The 19,912-nt window shown below is 44.8% G+C and carries 19 protein-coding genes; 9 read left to right on the top strand and 10 right to left on the bottom strand.

Annotated features, from left to right (window positions below):
- The first annotated feature begins 98 nt into the window (after positions 1-98).
- From VEA_RS10735 to btuD, 4 genes are all read left to right on the top strand, one after another.
- Entirely contained in the window at positions 99-1,895 is a 1,797-nt protein-coding gene (locus tag VEA_RS10735) for a M3 family oligoendopeptidase (protein ID WP_006741646.1), read from the top strand.
- Positions 1,896-2,169: 274 nt separating this feature from the next.
- Positions 2,170-3,198: a succinylglutamate desuccinylase gene (locus VEA_RS10730; protein WP_006741645.1), complete on the top strand. Its 1,029-nt coding sequence runs from the start codon at positions 2,170-2,172 to the stop codon at positions 3,196-3,198.
- 82 nt (positions 3,199-3,280) lie between these two features.
- Entirely contained in the window at positions 3,281-4,276 is a 996-nt protein-coding gene (btuC, locus tag VEA_RS10725; protein ID WP_006741644.1) for a vitamin B12 ABC transporter permease BtuC, read from the top strand.
- A complete protein-coding gene (btuD, locus tag VEA_RS10720) occupies positions 4,263-5,030 on the top strand; it encodes a vitamin B12 ABC transporter ATP-binding protein BtuD (protein WP_006741643.1) in 768 nt (255 codons plus the stop codon). The genes btuC and btuD overlap by 14 nt, the downstream gene beginning before the upstream one ends.
- Positions 5,031-5,099: 69 nt before the next feature.
- Here btuD and VEA_RS10715 read toward each other — a convergent pair whose 3' ends face one another.
- The 3 genes from VEA_RS10715 to VEA_RS10705 form a co-directional block, all read right to left on the bottom strand.
- Positions 5,100-5,675 (bottom strand): nucleoside triphosphate pyrophosphohydrolase family protein, encoded by a 576-nt coding sequence (locus VEA_RS10715; protein WP_012841902.1) that lies wholly within the window; start codon positions 5,673-5,675, stop codon positions 5,100-5,102.
- A gap of 110 nt (positions 5,676-5,785) precedes the next feature.
- Positions 5,786-6,358 (bottom strand): DUF1415 domain-containing protein, encoded by a 573-nt coding sequence (locus VEA_RS10710; protein ID WP_012841901.1) that lies wholly within the window; start codon positions 6,356-6,358, stop codon positions 5,786-5,788.
- 89 nt (positions 6,359-6,447) lie between these two features.
- Complete coding sequence (locus VEA_RS10705; protein WP_006741641.1) at positions 6,448-7,671, bottom strand: MFS transporter; 1,224 nt, start codon at positions 7,669-7,671, stop codon at positions 6,448-6,450.
- A 106-nt stretch (positions 7,672-7,777) separates the two neighbouring features.
- On the opposite strand from VEA_RS10705, the gene VEA_RS10700 reads away from it, so the two are divergent.
- Positions 7,778-8,647, top strand: coding sequence for a LysR family transcriptional regulator (locus tag VEA_RS10700; protein WP_006741640.1), 870 nt, complete (start codon positions 7,778-7,780; stop codon positions 8,645-8,647).
- Between the two features lie 27 nt (positions 8,648-8,674).
- On the opposite strand, the gene VEA_RS10695 is transcribed toward VEA_RS10700, so the two are convergent.
- The gene (locus VEA_RS10695) at positions 8,675-8,905 is read right to left on the bottom strand and encodes a glutaredoxin family protein (protein ID WP_005377871.1); all 231 of its coding nucleotides are present in this window, start codon (positions 8,903-8,905) and stop codon (positions 8,675-8,677) included.
- 138 nt (positions 8,906-9,043) lie between these two features.
- Between VEA_RS10695 and VEA_RS10690 the strand changes: the two genes are divergently transcribed.
- Positions 9,044-9,559, top strand: coding sequence for a M48 metallopeptidase family protein (locus VEA_RS10690; RefSeq protein ID WP_005377870.1), 516 nt, complete (start codon positions 9,044-9,046; stop codon positions 9,557-9,559).
- Positions 9,546-10,673, top strand: a complete 1,128-nt coding sequence (gene rlmF, locus VEA_RS10685) for a 23S rRNA (adenine(1618)-N(6))-methyltransferase RlmF (RefSeq protein WP_006741638.1) — start codon at positions 9,546-9,548, stop codon at positions 10,671-10,673. Before VEA_RS10690 ends, rlmF begins: the two co-directional genes overlap by 14 nt.
- Before the next feature lie 71 nt (positions 10,674-10,744).
- Here rlmF and VEA_RS10680 read toward each other — a convergent pair whose 3' ends face one another.
- The 6 genes from VEA_RS10680 to VEA_RS10655 form a co-directional block, all read right to left on the bottom strand.
- Positions 10,745-11,065, bottom strand: a complete 321-nt coding sequence (locus tag VEA_RS10680) for a hypothetical protein (protein WP_012841900.1) — start codon at positions 11,063-11,065, stop codon at positions 10,745-10,747.
- A gap of 70 nt (positions 11,066-11,135) precedes the next feature.
- Positions 11,136-12,728, bottom strand: coding sequence for a S41 family peptidase (locus VEA_RS10675; RefSeq protein WP_006741637.1), 1,593 nt, complete (start codon positions 12,726-12,728; stop codon positions 11,136-11,138).
- Positions 12,729-13,091: 363 nt separating this feature from the next.
- On the bottom strand, positions 13,092-13,856 hold the full coding sequence (locus VEA_RS10670; protein ID WP_006741636.1) for a hypothetical protein: 765 nt from the start codon (positions 13,854-13,856) through the stop codon (positions 13,092-13,094).
- Between the two features lie 30 nt (positions 13,857-13,886).
- Positions 13,887-14,561 carry a GntR family transcriptional regulator gene (locus tag VEA_RS10665; protein WP_005377862.1) on the bottom strand — a complete coding sequence of 225 codons (675 nt, stop codon included), beginning with the start codon at positions 14,559-14,561 and terminating at the stop codon, positions 13,887-13,889.
- 152 nt (positions 14,562-14,713) lie between these two features.
- A complete protein-coding gene (locus tag VEA_RS10660; RefSeq protein WP_012841899.1) occupies positions 14,714-16,246 on the bottom strand; it encodes an aldehyde dehydrogenase (NADP(+)) in 1,533 nt (510 codons plus the stop codon).
- A gap of 21 nt (positions 16,247-16,267) precedes the next feature.
- Entirely contained in the window at positions 16,268-17,269 is a 1,002-nt protein-coding gene (locus VEA_RS10655; RefSeq protein ID WP_005389764.1) for a 4-hydroxyproline epimerase, read from the bottom strand.
- 109 nt (positions 17,270-17,378) lie between these two features.
- On the opposite strand from VEA_RS10655, the gene VEA_RS10650 reads away from it, so the two are divergent.
- Together VEA_RS10650 and VEA_RS10645 are read left to right on the top strand one after the other, a co-directional pair.
- Complete coding sequence (locus tag VEA_RS10650) at positions 17,379-18,635, top strand: NAD(P)/FAD-dependent oxidoreductase (protein WP_006741634.1); 1,257 nt, start codon at positions 17,379-17,381, stop codon at positions 18,633-18,635.
- A 123-nt stretch (positions 18,636-18,758) separates the two neighbouring features.
- Positions 18,759-19,832 carry a polyamine ABC transporter substrate-binding protein gene (locus VEA_RS10645; RefSeq protein ID WP_005393504.1) on the top strand — a complete coding sequence of 358 codons (1,074 nt, stop codon included), beginning with the start codon at positions 18,759-18,761 and terminating at the stop codon, positions 19,830-19,832.
- Positions 19,833-19,912 lie beyond the last annotated feature (80 nt).

Genomic DNA, 19,912 nt, shown 5'->3' with positions numbered 1-19,912 from the left:
TTGCTTGTGGGCATAGTCACGGAAGATGTCAGTGGAAGCCCATCTGCTAGGTGCAGGAAGCGAAAATTGACTCAGTTACATAAAAAGGAAATATAGAAATGACCACGCCGAGTTGGGATTTGTCCATCGTTTATAACGACCTTTCTGACCCACGAATTCAAGACGATATTGCTCTTGTTGAACAATGTATTGATCTTTTGAATAAACAATCAGCAGATTGTGGCAACGTAGAGATCATGCAAAATGCGATTTTGACCAATGAAGCCGCGAGTCGTTTAGCGGGCACAGTTGCAAATTTTGCGAGTTGTTATGCTTCTGTTGATGCAACAAACGCCGAAGCGAAATCGTTACTTGGTAAAATGACCCGCATCTTTTCGGAGCTTTCTCAAGCGTTTAGTCCCTTTGATTTGACACTAACGCATGCCGACGAAGAGTTTATCTTGCGCGTGTTAGATCATGAGAATCCTGATATCAGTGGGCAAGCATTTTCTATCTTGAATTCTAGAAAGTTGGCGGATACTCGTCTTAGCAACGCAGAAGAACAGTTACTGGCTGCGATGAGTGTGGATGGCAAATCGGCTTGGGGTAACCTATACGATAACCTGACTGGCTCATTGAAAGTGAAGCTTAAGTATGCAGATGGTAAGAGTGAAGTGCTTGGGTTTTCTCAAGCGGCAAGCATTCTTTATGGTTCTGAATTCGAGCGTCAAGAAGCCGCTTGGCGAGGCGTACAAGATGCAATGCAAACGCACCAAGAATCATTCGCTGCAATTTTGAATGCGTTAGCAGGATGGCGTTTAACTGAAAACAAAAAGCGTTCGACGAAGCGTGAAGTTCACTTCCTAGAGCCGAGTTTGCATGGTAGCCGAATCCAAGCTGAAACTTTAAATGCGATGATGACCGTAGCCAAAGACAGTCGAGCTATTGGTCAGAAAGCGGGTTTATTGATGGCGAAAGTACATGGTCTGGATGAGATGAAACCTTGGAATCATCTGGCGGCTATGCCTGCTTTGAGCGGTGAAGCGAAGGTCTACGACTTTGATGAAGCGATTGATGTTATTTGTGAAGCATTTGAAACAGTAAACCCTGAGATGTCGGAGTTTGTCCGTTTGATGGTACAAAACGGATGGATTGATGCCGCGCCAAATGCCAGCAAGCGCCTTGGTGCATACTGCACCAAACTGCCAGCAACGCGAACACCACTTGTGTTTATGACTTGGAGTGGCAGTCGCTCAGACCTGATGACTCTGGCGCATGAACTTGGCCATGCGTTCCATAACTGGGTTATTCGTGATTTGCCACTTTGCCAAACTTACTACCCAATGACGTTAGCAGAAACCGCCTCTATTTTTGCAGAAAACATCGTTCGTGATCATTTGATTTCGAAAGCGGAGAGCGTCGATGAAAAGCTAGAGATGTTGTGGGAGGAGTTGTCATCTGCGCTAGCTTTAATGATCAACATTCCGGTCCGCTATGAGTTTGAGAAATCGTTCTATGAACGCCGCCAGGATGGAGAGTTAACCGCAGATGAATTCTGTGAGTTGATGTCTGAAACTTGGAAAGAATGGTATGGCGACGTAATGAGCGAGCCGGATCCGTACTTCTGGGCAAGCAAGCTGCACTTTTCTATCGATAGTGTGAGTTTTTATAACTACCCATACCTGTTTGGTTTCTTATTCAGCAAGGGTATTTATGCACAGCGAGAAACCAAAGGCGAAGCGTTTTACACCGATTACATCAATTTGCTGCGCGATACTGGCTGCATGATGGCGGAAGATGTTGTCGAAAAGCATCTATCGATGGATTTAACTCAACCAACGTTTTGGCAGCAGAGCGTTGAGCTAGTGCGTGAAAAAGTCGATGAGTTTGAGCGTTTGCTCGCACAGCGCGGCTAAGTTTTTCGCAGTGTTGATGCATAATCTGCTTTATAGCTACAAAAATTTGATCAAATCATAATGATCTTAATCAGGGCTGTGGTAAAGTTCACAGCCCTAACACTTTGTAATTGTTTAAAAATTAAACGCCTCAATGCTTGATTTGAGTGCCTGGCGCGAAAAGGTATCGGATTTTCGAGGGAAATAGTGATTTCTACTCATAAGTGAGATCGCAGCAACAAAAATCCTTTGTACAATTTATTAACATACCCGCCGTGCTATTAAGGAGTAACGCATGACGAAGTCTCTCTTTCGCCAATCGTTTTTAACTGACACGTTAGATGTTCATATCGATGTTGCACCAGCGGAGCAGGTGCTTTCTAACGGTGTAAAACTTAAACTCTATCAGCGTGGTGTACTAGAAGTGATCCCTGAGAACTATACTCAGGATACGAAGAACGTCATCATCTCTTGTGGGGTTCACGGAGATGAAACGGCACCGATGGAGCTGGTGGATTCCATTATTCAAGACATAGAATCTGGGTTCCAGACGGTCGATACCCGTTGTCTGTTCATTATCGCTCACCCAGAATCCACTCTGGCGCACACGCGATTCCTTGAAGAAAACCTCAACCGTCTTTTTGACGAAAAAGAACACAAGCAGACAAAAGAGCTTGTCATCGCTGATACACTAAAGTTGCTCGTTCGCGATTTCTATCAAGATACCGACCCGACAACACGCTGGCATCTTGATTTGCACTGCGCGATTAGAGGTTCGAAGCACTATACGTTTGCAGTAAGTCCTAAGACTCGTCATCCTGTGCGAAGCAAGGCATTAATCGATTTCTTGGACAGTGCACACATTGAAGCTGTGCTCTTATCAAACTCACCATCGAGTACGTTTAGCTGGTACAGTGCCGAGAACTTTGGTGCGCAAGCTCTCACAATGGAGCTTGGTCGTGTGGCTCGTATTGGTGAAAATGACCTCGATAAATTGACTGCGTTTGATTTGTCTTTACGTAATTTGATTGCGGAAACGAAGCCAGAACACCTACCAAAACCATGCATTAAATATCGCGTAAGTCGCACAATCGTTCGACTGAACGAAGACTTTGACTTTATGTTCGACGACAATGTTGAAAACTTCACTTCATTTGTTCACGGCGAAGTGTTTGGTCATGATGGCGACAAACCATTAATGGCGAAGAACGAAAACGAAGCGATTGTCTTCCCGAACCGCCATGTCGCAATAGGTCAACGTGCAGCTCTGATGGTTTGTGAAGTGAAAACCCGTTTTGAAGAGGGTGAGTTGGTTTACGATTAATCCAACATTGCTTTGAGAAGTTAATTGCAATTTACCGAGGCTTAACTGTAAGGTTAAGCCTCGTTTGTTTTTATCGGCCGCTATGGATTTTCAACAACTTATCCTGAACAAGGAACGACGCTGGCAACGTAACCTGATGGTTATGTCGATCGTGCTCGCTGTACTCTCTGCCATCCACTTGATGGTCGGAGAAATTTTCCTTTCTCCTTTTCAATCTTTATCTGCATTTGAACATAAGCTACTGGTGGACTTGCGTTTACCGAGGTTGGTGTCTGCGGCAATTATTGGTGCTGCGTTAGCGGTATCTGGCGCGACGTTACAAGTGTTGCTTGGGAACGTTTTGGCTGAACCCGGCGTGCTTGGTATATCTGGAGGTGCAAGCTTAGCAATGGTCTTAATCATGTTCGCGTCACCTGTTCTTCCCACCCCGATTGTTTTTATGTTGGCAGCGATTGCAGGCTCGATGGTGTTCACGTTTGTTTTGGTAGCGATAGCAAGGGCAATGCACCTGACGACGGCTCGATTGCTTTTGGTTGGTGTCGCATTGGGTATTTTATCGAGCGCGATTGTGACGTGGGCATTTTACTTCAGTGATGATCTCAGCTTACGCCAACTGATGTATTGGTTAATGGGCAGTATTGGCGGTGCGAGTTGGTATCAACATACCGTTACCTTGGTGATGTTACCTGTGCTTACCTGGTTGTGCTGTAAAGGCAAGTCGCTTGATAAATTGATGCTGGGTGAGATTCATGCGACCCAATTGGGCGTCGATGTACATCAAATGCGTTGGAAACTGATCCTCGCCATTTCTGTTTTGGTGGGTGGTTCAGTCGCTTTGGGGGGCATCATCAGTTTTGTTGGTTTGGTGGTACCGCACTTGTTGCGTTTGGCTTTTGGTACGGAAAACCGTTATTTATTGCCACTTTCTGCAATATCTGGTGCTGCGTTGCTTGTATTTGCTGATATTGGCGCAAGGCTGTTATTGGACGCCGCAGAGTTACCTTTAGGTGTCATGACAACATCGATTGGCGCACCTATTTTCATCTGGATGCTGGTGAAGAGTCATGATGCACGTTAAACATATGTCGGTTGGTAGTCGATTATTGCCTCTTTCTTTTGAATGCAAAGCAGGCGAAATCGTACATGTCGTTGGGCCTAATGGTTCAGGTAAGAGTACTTTATTGGCTGCGATTTCTGGCACGTTAAGCCACCGAGAGGGTATGAGTGGTGAAGTTTATGTTGGCAACAAAAACTTGCTTACTTTACCGTTGTCAGAGCAAGCACATGTTCGAGGTTATTTGTGTCAGCAATCACGTCCAGCATTTAATGTCGATGTTTTTCAGTATCTCGCTCTATCTCTACCGAGTGGCGCTGAGATTGCGGATATCAAAGTGCGTGATGCCGTCAATATGGTGGTGGAGCTGGTACAGCTGCAAGATAAGCTTCATCGCAGTATTCAAACATTATCCGGCGGTGAGTGGCAACGTGTCCGATTAGCAGGTGTATGTTTACAGGTGTGGCGTACCATTAATCCTTTTTCGCAGTTTTTAATTTTGGATGAGCCAGCAGCACCGTTAGATATTGCGCAAGAGGGTCTGCTCTATCAATTGATTAACGCTATGGCGGCGCAGGGAATTGGAGTATTGGTTGCTAATCACGATCTCAACCGCACATTAAAGCACGCAGATAAAGTATTGCTGCTTAACAACGGTGTGCTGCACTCATCAGGAAATGCCGATACTGTGCTAACGGAAGAAGCCCTCGGGAAAGTATTCAATACTCAAGTCAAAAAGGTCATCGTAGATGAGCAACCTTATTTAATCTTTGATTAGTATTTAAGAGACAATAAAAAACGACCTACTTGAGGTCGTTTTTTTAATCGAGATAGCCAAACTCAACGCTTACTGAGTTAGCGGTTTTAGATCTGCTGGGCGATAGTAAACTGATTTGAGTACTTTGCCTTTACAAATGGTTTTACCTTCCGATACGAAATCTTCGGCGCATTTTGCGATGATGTATTCACCTTTCTGTACCGCCATCAACTTGATGCCTTGTTCCGCGTAGAATGCCTCTGTTTCTGAGTACTCTTGCTCGTTACGGCATACTTTGCTCATGTTGCTTGAATGTACTTCATCCCAGCAAGGAATAAATTCGATACCACGGTTTACCGCAACGTTTAATAGAAGATCAATTAAGTAGCTGATCGCCAGGTTGTCTTCTACTTTGCTGTGGCCAAGATGAACGAGACGGCCCATTAATACATACACGCTGTCTACGATGGCATCTGCTTGCTCAGTTTTACAATCTGCTTCTGCTAGCTCTGTTAGCTCTTCGATCGCCAAAGAGGTGTGTAGTGTGTCTGCTTGCGCATCAAGGCTTGCAGCGTCTGCGACTGGTAAGTCGAACGTACTACGGAACTCGGTGATATCACGGTATAAGTGATCAAAAATCTCTTGGGTTAGCTTTGACAGTTGCATTCTAATTTCCATTGAATCGATTGAAGCGGCAATGATATCAAACCGCACTTTGAACCCCAAGGGCATTGCATCTAACTGGTGATAAATCTGCCTTTGGGGAATGGTGGTGCTTAACGAAATAGGTAAGGGAACAGCTTTTTACGTTCTTCCTCTGAAAGGGCGGAAACACGAGCGATGTTTGAATCGGGAATGGACTCAGGGTCAGGATAGTGTTTTAGTACCTTTTCCATACTCTCTTCGCGAATCAAATGGAAGATCGGGTAAGGAGAACGATTGGTTAGGTTTTCGTCGTCTTCAGGCCTTGCGCCGCCAAAACAGTAATCAGGATGGAAAGTCGCTACTTGGAAAATACCTTCCCAGTTCTGCTGCTTAATTAATCCTTCAACCCAATCTATGCAAAAGTTGTAGTCCCAGAAATCTTGTAGCATGTTGGGAACCACAACCAACGTTGTCTCAAGCTGTTCGGGTTCTGTGTTACTCAGCTCAATCAGCTGCAATAAAATATCTTCAAGAAGCGCTTCTTCTTGAGTCGCTTCACTAACAAAAATTTTGATTTGTTTATTACGTTGCGGTTTGGCAGCAAACGGACAAAGGTTGAGCCCGATTACCACATCGTTGAGCCATTGATCGACCTGTTGAGTGATCGCTTCGATATCTGTGTTTTGTGTTGAATGCGTTGACATACGACTTTCTGGTTTTTATTAAAGTAGCGCAAGCATAGCAGAGTTGGTTATCCAAGTAATCAGAGAGGTATTACGCAAATGAGCGTACCTTAGCTACTCTTTAAACTCGCTGCGTCAGGTGTTTGGTCAGTATGCTTTCTTTCGGCAATGTGTTTCAAATACGCAATCGCAGCAAACATCGCTAGGTAGACTGCGCTTCCCCCCATAAGAACACTCGACCAACCACCATGCTGCCAACAATAAAGAAGTAAGAATCCTCCTAAGCTACCGCCTACGTAGTAGTGTACTAAGTAGAGCGCTGTCGCGGTGGCTTTGGCGCGAGTGGCGTTCTGACCGACCCAACCGTAGGCGAGGGTATGAGTAAAGAAGGCACCAAAACTTATCAGCAACAACCCAAATAGCATTGCAGTCAAGCTTTCAACCGCCGCAATCCACATCCCCGTCATGCTCACTATCGCGCCCAAGAACATACCGAGGATTGAGGAATAACGTTTACTCCAGTGGCCTGCACAACGAGAGGAGAAAGTCCCTCCCAAGTAACAAATAAAGATCAGTGAGGCCAACCCGACGGGCACATTGTGAGGTTCACTCACCAGACGGAAACCCATTACGGAATAAAGGTTGACGAACAAAGCAAAGTTGAGTCCTCCTATCAGCATCGCGAACCACACGCGTTGGTTTTTAAAATGACCAATAAGCGCACGATTTTGATGGCGCAAACTGCTTGATGACGGGGTGAAGTTGCGCTGTGTTGGCAATAAATAGTGAACACCAATGACACCAAGAAGAGTGAACACCATCATAACTTCAATGGCAACATCAACACTGAAATTGTCCGCCAATAAGCCGCCGCTAATACGCCCTGCAATACCGCCTAATGAGTTAGCCGCAATGTACGTTCCAATTGCCATCGAGAAAGCGTGCTTGTCGAGCTCTTCTGCCATGTAAGCCACGGCGACCGCCGCAAAAGCTGCGAGCGCGACACCGATCAATGCTCGACATACCACCAAAAACAGAAATGAGTCACCAAACAGCATCAAAGCGGAAAGGGTAGGAATCGAAAACAGACCGGCCATCATGACTGGCTTTCGTCCCACTGACTCTGATAACACAGCCATTGGAACGAGGCTAAAAGAGAGAGCGAGTGTTGAGGCCGCAAATAGCCAGTTAACTTGCGTTTCTGAGATCGTGAAAATTTGGGCAAAAGTGGGCAGCATTGGCTGTAGTAGGTATAAATTTGAAAAAACCAAGAAGGAACCAAGCGCTAGCGAGAGCGTAATGCGTTTGTATTCCGGTGTGCCAAAACTGACCATGAATCCTGCCTAATGTGAGCAAATGGAGAGACTGTGATCAATCTATCAGTTCGTTGTAAATTAAAAAAATATATTAAAAATATGGATACCATATATTTTTGATCTAATGGAATCGAAACAACTTAAACATTTTCTGGCGGTCGCTGAACATGGAAACATTACCCATGCGGCGAAAGCCCTGCATATTGCCCAGCCCGCTTTAAGCATTTCTATCAAAAAGTTTGAGCAGTCTTTGGGCGTGACCCTATTTCGCCGTGATGATAAAAAAATCAGCTTAACGAAAGAGGGCGAAACGCTACTTGTACATGCCAAGCGGGTGATTCAACAGTTGCACGACGCGCAGCTCGCGATTAATGAGTTGAAAGGCTTAGCGAAAGGAGAAGTACGACTCGGAACGCCATCAATGATGGGCAGTTATTTCTTTCCACGAATTGTGATGGCGTTTAAAAGCCAGTTCCCGGAGTTAAAATTGACCTTGGTCGAAGCTGGGACTCAATCGATTCGTCGTATGCTGCTCAATGGTCAACTCGATATCGGTGTGATCAGTTGTGATAACGTGCCTGATGACCTAGAAACTGACCATTTATTTACTAGCCAAATGGTCGCAGTTGTTTCACCTGAGCATGAGTTAGCCCAGCGAGACACTCTTACTTTTGATGAGTTCTTTGAACACGATTTGGTTATGTTTCAGCATGGCTATTTTCACCGCGAATTTTTGGATCAGGTGAGTGAGGAGCATGGGTTTACCATGAAGTCATCATTCGAGACCAACTTACTGCCTTTGATTTTGAGTATTGTGAAACAAGAGTTTGCGATTACCGCGTTACTGGAATTGGTGACTCAACATGAGTCGGGCGTTGTTGGCCTACCGTTTGAACCACCCGTTACGCTGGATCTGGCACTTGCTTGGCGCAAGCAGGGGTATTTATCAATAGCAGATCGAACGTTTATCGACTTTATCAAGCGCTACGTTTAAACGCAGCGCAGATTCATCGTTCGAGCACTAGTCGCCTTTGTACATCTTCTCGAAGTTCTTTGGGTTCCAGCCAATCATTACCCGATCACCAATTTTTAAAACTGGCACTGAACGAGCACCAAGCGCATCAAGTTCTTTGCGACCGCGTTGCATCTTAGCATTGCACAAACGATAGTTAATATTTTTCGAATCCAGATAACGTTGAGCATCTTTGCAGTGAGGGCATTTGTCTTTGACGTAAAGAACGACACGTTTCATTGAATTTCTCTCCATTATCATTGGGAGGCGAAGTTTAACGGCCTTTCACCATAAATGAAAGGCGAAAGCTAAGGTGAAACTGTCCTTTATCTCAGGTATATTGAGCGCCTTTATTTTGTCATAACAGACGTTAATTCTATGCATCCGTCACTTCGATACATTCAAGGTTACCCACAAAATATCGTAGAGCAGGTGAGCTCATTGATAGCGAGTGGCAAGTTTGTTCCTTGGTTCGAAAAGCGTTATCCCGATAGGCACCAAATCAAAAGCGAAAGGGCGCTCTATGAGTACGCCATGGCAATCAAAAACCGCTACATGAAGAAAGCTGCGCCAATCAGTAAAGTTGTCTACGATAAGAAAATTCACGCGGTAAACAATGCGCTTGGTTTACACAGTGTTATCAGTAGAAACCATGGCGGTAAGCTGAAGTCGAAAAACGAGATTCGCATTGCCAATGTATTTAAGGATGCGCCCGAGCCACTATTAAGAATGCTGGTGGTACATGAGTTGGCGCATACTCGTGAGAAAAACCACGACAAGGCGTTCTATCAGCTATGTTGCTACATGGAGCCTGAGTATCACCAACTCGAATTTGATGCTCGTTTGTTTATGATTTACCTCGATTTAAAAGCGAATTTGAATGAAGAACAATAATCACAACGCGAAGCAAGCAAAGCCAAAGGCTTCAAAGGCGGCTCAGAATACAGACGCGAATAAAGCCAAGCCGAAGCGTGTTAAAGACAAAGTTGCGCGCAAATCTCCGCAGCCTGCAGGAAAGAGCGAAGTCGAGTTTATTAAAATAGCGAAGAATGGCTTGCATGAGCGTAATGCTCATCGAGGTCGTTACGATTTTAAAAAACTTGTGGAAAGTGAACCACAGTTAAAGCCATTCGTTATCAAAAATCCGAAAGGGGAAGATTCCATAAACTTCTCTGATCCTAACGCTGTCAAAATGCTCAATAAAGCATTGCTTGCTGCGTATTATGGTATCGAGTTCTGGGACATTCCCGACACCTACCTTTGCCCGCCGATTCCGGGCCGCGCTGATTACATTCACCGAGTGGCAGAGCTACTTGATGGTGAAGCAAAAGGTCAGTACACGCACCAAAAAGTGAAAGCGTTGGACATTGGCGTGGGAGCAAACTGTATTTATCCGATTGTTGGTGTAACAAAATACGGTTGGCACTATACGGGCAGCGATGTCGATCCAAAATCCATCCAATCGGCTCAAACGATCGTAGAGCACAATCGTGTTTTGACGGGAAAAATTGCACTGGTACAGCAACACAGTGATGCCAATATTTATCGCGGTATCATTCAACCGAATGACCGTTATGATGTGACGACATGTAATCCGCCATTCCACCGTTCGGCGGAAGATGCCGCTATGGTCAGCCAGCGTAAAATCGATAATCTAAAAGCAAACCAGCGTAAGAAGGGGCTAAAACCTCAAACCGCACAAGTAAAGACAAGTAAACCTGCGTTGAATTTTGGCGGTCAAAACGCTGAATTGTGGTGTGAAGGCGGAGAAGCGGCGTTTATCCGAAAAATGGCGAATGAAAGCCAAGCTTTTGCTGCGCAGGTCTTGTGGTTTACAACACTTATATCCAAAAAAGACAACGTTCGCCCGATGCGCAAGCAGCTTGAAAAATTGGGTGTGAAAGCCATTCGTGTGGTTGAAATGAGTCAAGGGCAGAAAGTGAGCCGCTTTGTAGCTTGGTCATACATGGATAAGCAACAGCGCAAAGCATGGATTGAACTAAAGTAACGTTGACCGTTTCACACTGAGCAATAAAGTAGAAAGCCCGCTGATATCAGCGGGCTTCTATTTTGGGAGATCTAAAACTTAATGATGGGCTCACAATCTAGTGAACTGAGAGTGACAAAGGTATCTGTTTTGGCGTAGTACAAGCCACAGGTTTCACCTCTTATCTGCAACGTATATTGGTCTGGAAGAACCGTATAGCTGCCATCCAACAGTTGATTGTTGTTCCCTTTTACTCGTCCTTTTTCAATCAACAAATGCGGTGAGGATTCAAATACGTTATTTGCGATTCTAGGTGCTGGTGTCCCTTGGATTTCTGCGATCGCGTTTTGAATCTCTATGACTGTTTCCGGAGAGTTCTTTTTACTCAATGCTTCAACGGGTTCTTGTGACATAGCTTGGCATCCTATCAAAGAAATCGAAGTGCCTAAGAAAAGCGCAACCCGAATTAGCATTCGTAAAAAGTTAGTTGATCTCAACATGAATTGCCTCTGTTCGTAGCGGAGAGCGAAGATCGCTTAACTCCGGAGATGAAATGTTACGCGGCATGGCGTTGAAACTAGAAGAGGAGACCGGCGGACAGGTTCCAGTTTCCATGTAGTTTAGTGCCGCAGAAAGCATACCTTCAGACGGATCGCCTAATGGTTTTGTTAGGTCATCATTGACCCAGCAACCTTCCACTCTATTGTTTAAGCCTAGCTCGGTATTGATTTGGCTCTTTGGAGTAGGAATAAAACCATCAGAGAAGTCGCCAAATTTTTTCTCGTTCGCTGACTTGAACTGAATAGTGTAGTACATAGTGCCGCAGTTTTGTTCTGCTGAGAACCCATACGGTTTACCTGTGGTTGTTGAGCCTATTTGGATAACCTCAACATCAATGCCGCGCAAAGCGTTGATCAACAGTTCACTTGAGGAAGCCGTGCCTCCTGAAGTCAGCACATATACCCGCTTTTTGTTCAGTGTCGGCAGCATTTGGTCCGAATACTTTTGTGCTGCCCAGTCTATTGCTAGATTCGTAAAGCGATAGATGTTATCCCCATCTTTAATGGTACGCATCACTTTGTCGTTGTGAATCAACTCACTGAAGACTCGGTTCTGACCAGCACCGCTTAGCATGTAGCCTACTTGCGAAGACTGAAGTACTAAGCCACCGCCGTTGTAACGTAAATCAACGACGATCTCGTCAACATTCTCTGCCGAGAGCGTACTGAACGCCTCAATAAGTGGGGCTTGAGCGCTTGGTTCAAAGGAGTTGTATTGTAGATAGCCGATCTGCATACCATTGTGTGCGATCACTTTGGCATTTTTAACTGGAGAAGTCATGACATCAGAGGCGGTAAGTGTCACGGTTTTCTCTAGGCCGTCAACACTCTCAAATGTGAAGGTGTAATCTTGATTGATGTCAGGGTTAAATAGAGTTTTATTAATAAAATCAATGTCGGACTGACTACCGGTGTTAACAACATCAATATTATTGATTTTTAGAAGCTTATCACCACGAGCAATGCCGCTTCTATCAGCTGGAGAGGCTTCTTCAGTGTAGGAAATACGAACGTCTCTAGGTTGTACGCCGCGTAGGAATGCCCAGTTAAAACCAAATCCAGCGACTAAACCAGATTGCGATGATTTCATCTCATCTTCATAAGGGACGGTAAAGTGGAAGCGATCTTTCGGTTTACCAGTCGTGGTAGTAGCAGAGGTGACCAGTGTGTTGAAGTAATCCGTCACGGTTTTGTAGTTTGCTGGATTATTATCAGGAACTTCGTCATACCAAAGGTAAGTTTCGTTAGTAAAAGCTCTTAAAAAGAGTTTTTCGTGTAAAGCAGAACCTAATTTATCTGGATAGGCGGCATAATTGTTATATGGGTCTCGACCCACTCGTGGGGTTTCACATTGGTTGACAAACGAGCTTGATGGTTGGCTAAAATCACCGGCTTTCCATGTTGGTCCGGTTGCGCTGCTAGTTGACGGAGTAGATGAACCATCACCGCCGCCACCGCCACAACCTTGTAATAATGCGAGAGTGACTGCCGTTGCTAAAGAATACTTAAATTTCACTTTTCTATGTCCTTATAAATAATAGAATTGTAATTATCTGTTTTGCTTTTGTTTTTATTAGCTAAGTGAATGTATTAATTTAATTCGTTCGTCTGCAAATTTATATTTAAAGAGTGTGAGGTAAATAACGTAAAAATGTTTATCTTTTATTCTTATAAATCCATTAGTTATTCCTTAAGTTCCTTAGTAGTGTAAACGTAATAATAAGGAAAAAACAAAGATGAAATGGAGGGTTCTCTTAGTAGACTAATTGTTGTTTGCTAAATAGAAAGTAAGTTTCGGGACGGGAAACTCTACTTATTAGAGATTTGGCAGGAATAAATGATGCATTTTAGGTTTGGGGTGAATTTTTAATCTAATGTTTTAATTTATTTTAGTCAATTGGGCGACGTGCTTTAACAGGCTTCCATCAATATCCGGTAAGTCATCTGCGAAAAATATCTGAGCGCCAGGAGTGCAGCGCATTAATATATTTGTTAGTTCACCTTCGTTGTTGGAAGTGTTAACTGCGTTAAGTTTCGCTAATTTATTACAAAGCTCGTCCTCTATTTGCACTTTTTGCTCTTCGGTGAGCCTAATGCGACCCACACACACACCTGGGTTGATGTTATGAGAAAGCGACTCTTGCTGAAATCGCTCTTTGAATAAGGTGTCCAATGCGGTACCTTCTTCCATAATAAATCGACGACCAGAACGGTAAAACAAGCCGTCTCCGAAGTTTTCGACATATCCTAGAATTTCCGCGATACGCAAATAGAATCGTAAGCTTGTATCAGAAAGTCCGTAAGTATGGGCTATCTCTTGCGGTTTAATATCACGAGAAGTCAGCATATAAATAAAATCAAGTAAATAAGGATGCTCAACGAAAAGGGCACTCTCTTCATCTGTTAGCATTTGCTCGTTTTGGTGCTGAAGCTCGTTGGCTAAGGTTGCGAGTTCGATGAGATCGGTATTCAGGTAGTTCAGATAAATAAGTACTTTATCCAAACCTAAAGCAGGATTATGTAGGTGGCGTTTAATACTAGATAAAGGGATGCCACTTTTCTCTGACAAGGAATTATAGCAAAGCCCTTCTTCTTTAATCTTTTGTCGTAGCGCTGCGAGTAAAAACTTTGGTCCAACATTCATCCTTGAATATCACCTTATTCGTTATTCCGTTTACTGGCTGATATTTTGCCTTTCAAGCAGCAGGTTTCGAATCGCTGTGCCTGCTTCTAGAATGTGTTTTTTCAGCAGGTACTTGGCGCCTTCTATATCGCGATTTTGGCACATTTCAAACAAGCTTAAGTGCTCTTCTTCTGCCTTTTTAATGCCTGTTGTGAACAATAGCTGCATACGTATGTATCGGTCACACTTTGTGTTCAAGTTGTAAATGACGTCCATAGTTTCAGGCATGTTGGCTGGCGCATATAGGGCTTTGTGGAACTCGTAGTTGTAGTTGCTCCATTCTTCTACTTCGTCGCCACTGTTCACTACTGACTCGAAACGTTCGCGAACTTCTCGCGCGCGTTCAAGGTCAGCGTCTGTCATATTTTGAATCGCACGCTCTAAAATGTGGCATTCCACGACAGCGCGCAGTTCAAATAGCTCATTGATTTTCTCTGGAGATAGCTCAGTGACCGTCGCACCTTTGTGAGGTTCAAAGCTAACGAGTCCTTGTGCTTCCAATTGAACTAACGCTTCACGCACAGGAATCCGGCTAACATTAAACTCTTTTGCTAACGCATCTTGACGTAAAGGTTGACCAGTTTTTAACTCGCCCTTCAAGATCTGAGTTCGAATTGCTTCCTCAACGAGCTGAGTGCGCGTTTTAAAAACAGGTTTCTGTGACATTGAAGTCTCCCGTGAAATTAATATTGTATCCAATCCATTTTACTTTAGTAGTTTATTGTTTTTCTGGCACAAACCAACTAGGAAAGAAGGTTTTGAGAAGTAGAGTTAAATAAAAGGCATCAGTTGATGCCTTTTTGAGCCATTTGGTGAGCTTATTGGGACACTCTGCCGTCTATGGCGCGTTGAATACCCAGTGGGTTCGACGCTTTTAATGAATCTGGTAATAAAGATTCTGGCAAAGCTTGATAAGCTACGGGACGCAACCAACGATGAATAGCCTCCGCTCCGACAGATGTTGAGGCAGAATTGGTTGAAGCAGGATATGGTCCACCATGAACCATAGCGTAACCAACCTCGACGCCAGTTGGCCAACCGTTGAATACAAGGCGTCCGGCGATTTCTTCCAAACTTGGAAGCAGTTGCTTCGCTTGTTCTTCGTCTTCAGCGGTGGCGTGAAGGGTTGCGGTGAGGGAACCTGCCAGTGAATCACTCAGTTTCAACATGTCATCGAAATCTTCACAGGTTACGATTAACGATTGAGGACCAAATATTTCTTCCTCCCATTGCGGGTTTTTACGCCAGTTTTTACTGTCTGTCACGAACAGTACTGGTGATACATTGGTCGCTTCTGCTTGTTCAGAACGAGTGACGTTAATGCCTGTTTCGGAAGCTCGCTTATCCACTTCGGATTCATACGTTTCTCGGATTCCTTGCGTTAGCAAAGTGGCCGTTGATTGTTGTCGAATTAACCCTTGAGCGGTTTCGATAAAGGCTTGCGTTTCTGGGCTATTCAAGACAAATATAACGCCGGGTTTTGTACAAAATTGTCCACAGCCCAAGGTCATAGAAGCCACAAACTCTTCAGCCAATGATGCGTTTGCTCGTATGGCTGAAGGGAGAATAAATGTTGGATTAATCGCCCCTAGTTCGCCATAGAAGGGGATTGGCTCTGGTCTTTGCTGAGCTAGATTAAACAGCGCACGGCCACCACCGACTGAGCCTGTAAACCCGACCCCTTTAATTTTTGGATGGGTAACGAGTGCTTGGCCAAGTGCGCGTTTGTTGCCTTGCAATAGCGTGAAGATGGCTTGCGGTAAGCATTCTTTCTCAAGTGCAGCCTCAATACACTCAGCAACAAGTTGACTGGTGCCAGGGTGGGCGGTATGGCCTTTTACAATCACAGGACAGCCAGCTGCCAGTGCCGAAGCCGTATCACCACCTGCAGTAGAAAATGCGAGCGGAAAATTAGACGCACCAAACACGGCGACAGGGCCAATTGCGATTTGCTGACGACGAATATCTGGTTTCGGCAGTGGTTGACGGTCTGGGTTTGGCGTATCGAAAATTGCTTGATGGTGATTACCCGAGCTCACAACCTCGGCAAATAGTCGTAATTGGTTGGCGGTACGTCCTATTTCACCGCTTAAACGTGCTTCGGGAAGGGCAGTTTCTAAATGAGCACGAGCAACGATTTCTTCACTCTTCACTTCCAATTCAGAGGCGATAGAGCAAAGTAAGCTCGCTCGCTTTGCATTGCTTAGTTGGCGAAACTCACGCGCAACGTTTTGGGCGGCTGAGGCGGCTTGATTAACTTCTTGCTCTCCATGTACCGGAAACGCTGTGGGTAGAGGCTCACCAGTAAAGGCGTTGACTGCGTAAAAAGTGGTTGGTTCTTGTGGGTTCATCATTCTTCCTTACTATCCTTATTACTTCACTTCAAATCCGTACGCATATGGGTCTTCATCGTCTACCCATATCGTGTTGTGACCGTATACTTGTGCCCATCCTTCAATACTTGGCAAAATAGCGGCTTTGCCATTCACTTCGGTGATGCCTTCTATACGTCCTTGAAATAGGCTGCCGATGATACTTTCGTGAACAAAGTCTTCTCCTTGATTGAGTTTGCCTCTTGCATGCCATTGCGCCATGCGCGCACTAGTGCCCGTACCACATGGCGAGCGATCCAACGCTTTGTCGCCGTAAAACACAGCATTTCGAGCGGTGGCGTTTTCTTGAGTGGGCTCTCCGGTCCATAGCACGTGAGAAACACCGCACACTGTCGGATCTTCTGGATGTACGCATTCAACCGCTCGAGATACCGCTTCGCGAACTTTTGGTGAAAGCATCAAAATTTCATCTGGAGAGTAGTGTTCAAGTCCGGCGTAGTTTTCTTGAGGATCGACGATTACGTAATAGTTTCCGCCATAAGCAACATCGACAGTGAGCTCACCTAAGCCCTCTATGTCCACGGTTACGTCTTGGTGGGCAAGGTAAGCCGGTACGTTAAATATCTTTACCGACGTGACCTTGTCACCTTTTGTTTGGTAGTGCACTTCGATTTGTCCTGCTGGGACATCAAGTATCAAACGACCTTCTTTTTTGGGAGTGATAAGGCGATTCTCGATAGCGGTGGTGACGGTTCCAATGGTGCCGTGGCCACACATTGGTAAGCAGCCACTGGTTTCAATAAACAGAATAGAAGCGTCTGCGTTATCACTGCAAGGAGGCAAGACAACTGACCCCGACATCATTGAGTGGCCGCGAGGCTCAAACATGAGTGCCTGGCGAATCCAATCATAATGCTCAAGAAAGTATTGGCGCTTTTCGCTCATGGTATTGCCTTCGAGTGGAGGCACACCGCCTGCTACCAGCCTAACTGGGTTGCCGCAGGTGTGGGCATCAATACAGAAAAAAGTTCCTTGTCTCATTTTTCGCTCCTTGCTGAAAAAATGGTTGAATTAAACAATAGTGATGTTAACGTAATGTAAAATATATTGTATACAATCTACGTTTTCAAGTGTGACTCGGAGCATATTTATGTTGGTCAAGGATGAAACTAAAAAGGAAAGGATCGCTGTGATAGGTGCGGGGATTATTGGCTTATCAATTGGTTTGAAATTGCAGCAGCAAGGTTATCAAGTCACGATTTTTGATCCCAATGGCGTGGGGAATGGATGCTCTAAGGGAAATGCAGGTCATATCGCGACTGAGCAAATCTTCCCTCTTGCAACGCCAGCGCTGCTTCCGCAATTACCTAAAATGCTGCTAGATCCCAAAAGTCCGGTTTCGATCCGTTGGCAAGATATTCCAAACACAATCGGGTGGATGATTCGTTTTCTATTACAAACAAAGCCATCAGCTGCGGAGCGGGCAAAAAACGCGATTAAGAGTCTTAACGAGCGGTCAGTGGCAAGTTGGCGTGGCGTGCTTGATTCAATCGGAAAAGCACATCTAATAAAAATGAATGGTTCATTGCTCACTTTTGAAAACGAGAAACTGTTTCAGAATTATCAAAGTACGCTTAACTCACTGGCTAAAAACGGTGTGACGTATCAAGTTTGGACACAAGAGGAGATTCGAGAGCGGATACCTGATCTCAGCCATAAGGTTCGTGTCGGAGTCTTTTTTCCCGAAACAGGTAATACACTAGACCCTTATCAGCTCTGTGTTGAGCTAAATGAAGCTTTTGAAGTTCTTGGCGGTAAGGTTTTACAAAAAGGTGTATCTGCGTTGGCGAAAAATGGTGATGTGTTGGTTGAGTCTCAAACACATTCATTTGACCGAATCATTGTTGCCGCTGGTGTACATTCTAAGCCTTTGATACGGCAACTAACCGGAGTCAAAGTGCCGATTCAAGCCGAGCGCGGTTATCACCTAATGGTGGATGACAAGCGTGATGTATTGCCTTTTCCTATTAGCTCTGCCGATAGAAAATTCATCATGACTCCTATGTCAGGTGGGCTACGATTGGCAGGCACTGTTGAGTATGCCGATGTAGAGTCACCACCCAATATGAAACGTTCAGAAATGCTTTTTCAGTTAGGCGATGAGATGTTTGAATCGGGGTTACATCCACTCAAGCAAGGAGAAAAGTGGATGGGTAATCGGCCTTCAACAGTCGACTCGTTACCGGTTATTGATAGCATTTGGGATGGAAATGTATTACTGGCATTTGGCCACCAACACCTTGGATTAACTCAAGCGGCGATTACGGCAGATCTCCTTTTAGAGCTTATCGAAGGAAAGCCGACATCGATTGATCTTTCACCTTTTTCATTACAACGATTTGCCTGAAAAATTTAATATTAAATATTGTATAAAATATATTAAATGCTAGTGTTAACTTAATTTTAACAAAACTGGTATCCAACAGCCGTACTCGGATGCCTCCAGAAAAACAACCAAAAGGAGTAAAACATGTCACGAATGACCAAAGCACCATTGGCGCTGTTGATTTCAGGAATGCTGTTGGGGACCTCTGCTTATGCTGAAGACAAATTGACGGTCGTATCTTGGGGTGGTGCATTCACCAAGAGCCAAGTGGAGGCATATCACAAGCCTTTCATTAAAAAAACAGGTGTCGAGATCGTATCCGAGGATTTCAGCGGCGGATTAGCCGAAATTAAAGCGCAGGTGGAAGCGAACAACGTGCGCTGGGATTTGGTTTCTCTCGACAAGCCGGACATTGTTCGTGGTTGTGCAGAAGGGCTATTAGAACCAGTGAGCCCAAGTATTTTGCCTCCGGGCGCAGATGGAACACCAGCACAAGAGGATTTCATTGATGGTGCGATTCACGAGTGCGCAATTAATACCATCGTTGTGTCCACAGTATTAGCGGTGAACGAAGACGCGTTTAAAGGTAAGGTTTTGCCAAGCAAGTTGACCGATCTTTTTGACCTAAAAACTTTTCCAGGTCGACGTGCATTGCAAAAACAACCTCAGGGCAATCTTGAGTGGGCACTATTGGCTGATGGTGTAAAGCCAGAAGAGGTCTACAGCCTGCTCGAAACCGAAGCGGGGCGTGAGCGTGCTTTTGCTAAGTTGGATACGATCAAATCAGAAGTGCTGTGGTGGACAACTGGTGCCCAGCCACCTCAAATGCTTGCTGACAAAGAAGTGGTGATCGCCTCGGCGTTTAACGGCCGAATTCACAATGCCCGTAAAGATGAAGGTCAACCATTTCGGATTATATGGGACCGTCAAATGGGTTACATGAATGGATGGGCGATACCTAAAGGGAGCGAGAACACAAAGCTTGCATTGGACTTCATCGCTTTTTCTTCAGGAACAAAACCATTAGCTGATCAAGCTAAGTACGTTGCCTACGGGCCTACGCGTAAATCGTCTTCGGCGGAGGTGAACCCAGACATTTTAGCGAACCTTCCTACCGCACCTCAAAACTTCCAAACCGCCTTCCTGATTAACGATGAATGGTGGTCAGACTATGCGGATGAACTAAATGAAGAGTTCAATACCTGGCTGCTTAACTAGGCGTTAATTTGTGTATGGGGCCGAGTTTTCATCCATAAGCGAGGTTCCGTACTTTTCCTCAACTGTATTTATGTTTTCGG

Source organism: Vibrio antiquarius (assembly GCF_000024825.1).
In the GTDB taxonomy this organism is placed as follows: Bacteria; Pseudomonadota; Gammaproteobacteria; order Enterobacterales; family Vibrionaceae; genus Vibrio; species Vibrio diabolicus.
The sequence above is the reverse complement of the archived record's forward strand: the minus strand, read 5'-3'. Positions and strand labels throughout refer to the sequence as shown.

What these genes read in the sequence shown, in the direction of transcription:
- VEA_RS10735 (WP_006741646.1), top strand. Translation starts at nt 99, where the DNA reads ATGACCACGCCGAGTTGGGATTTGTCCATCGTTTATAACGACCTTTCT.
- VEA_RS10730 (WP_006741645.1), top strand. Translation starts at nt 2,170, where the DNA reads ATGACGAAGTCTCTCTTTCGCCAATCGTTTTTAACTGACACGTTAGAT.
- btuC (WP_006741644.1), top strand. Translation starts at nt 3,281, where the DNA reads ATGGATTTTCAACAACTTATCCTGAACAAGGAACGACGCTGGCAACGT.
- btuD (WP_006741643.1), top strand. Translation starts at nt 4,263, where the DNA reads ATGATGCACGTTAAACATATGTCGGTTGGTAGTCGATTATTGCCTCTT.
- VEA_RS10715 (WP_012841902.1), bottom strand. Translation starts at nt 5,675, where the DNA reads ATGCAACTGTCAAAGCTAACCCAAGAGATTTTTGATCACTTATACCGT.
- VEA_RS10710 (WP_012841901.1), bottom strand. Translation starts at nt 6,358, where the DNA reads ATGTCAACGCATTCAACACAAAACACAGATATCGAAGCGATCACTCAA.
- VEA_RS10705 (WP_006741641.1), bottom strand. Translation starts at nt 7,671, where the DNA reads ATGGTCAGTTTTGGCACACCGGAATACAAACGCATTACGCTCTCGCTA.
- VEA_RS10700 (WP_006741640.1), top strand. Translation starts at nt 7,778, where the DNA reads ATGGAATCGAAACAACTTAAACATTTTCTGGCGGTCGCTGAACATGGA.
- VEA_RS10695 (WP_005377871.1), bottom strand. Translation starts at nt 8,905, where the DNA reads ATGAAACGTGTCGTTCTTTACGTCAAAGACAAATGCCCTCACTGCAAA.
- VEA_RS10690 (WP_005377870.1), top strand. Translation starts at nt 9,044, where the DNA reads ATGCATCCGTCACTTCGATACATTCAAGGTTACCCACAAAATATCGTA.
- rlmF (WP_006741638.1), top strand. Translation starts at nt 9,546, where the DNA reads ATGAAGAACAATAATCACAACGCGAAGCAAGCAAAGCCAAAGGCTTCA.
- VEA_RS10680 (WP_012841900.1), bottom strand. Translation starts at nt 11,065, where the DNA reads ATGTCACAAGAACCCGTTGAAGCATTGAGTAAAAAGAACTCTCCGGAA.
- VEA_RS10670 (WP_006741636.1), bottom strand. Translation starts at nt 13,856, where the DNA reads ATGAATGTTGGACCAAAGTTTTTACTCGCAGCGCTACGACAAAAGATT.
- VEA_RS10665 (WP_005377862.1), bottom strand. Translation starts at nt 14,561, where the DNA reads ATGTCACAGAAACCTGTTTTTAAAACGCGCACTCAGCTCGTTGAGGAA.
- VEA_RS10660 (WP_012841899.1), bottom strand. Translation starts at nt 16,246, where the DNA reads ATGAACCCACAAGAACCAACCACTTTTTACGCAGTCAACGCCTTTACT.
- VEA_RS10655 (WP_005389764.1), bottom strand. Translation starts at nt 17,269, where the DNA reads ATGAGACAAGGAACTTTTTTCTGTATTGATGCCCACACCTGCGGCAAC.
- VEA_RS10650 (WP_006741634.1), top strand. Translation starts at nt 17,379, where the DNA reads ATGTTGGTCAAGGATGAAACTAAAAAGGAAAGGATCGCTGTGATAGGT.
- VEA_RS10645 (WP_005393504.1), top strand. Translation starts at nt 18,759, where the DNA reads ATGTCACGAATGACCAAAGCACCATTGGCGCTGTTGATTTCAGGAATG.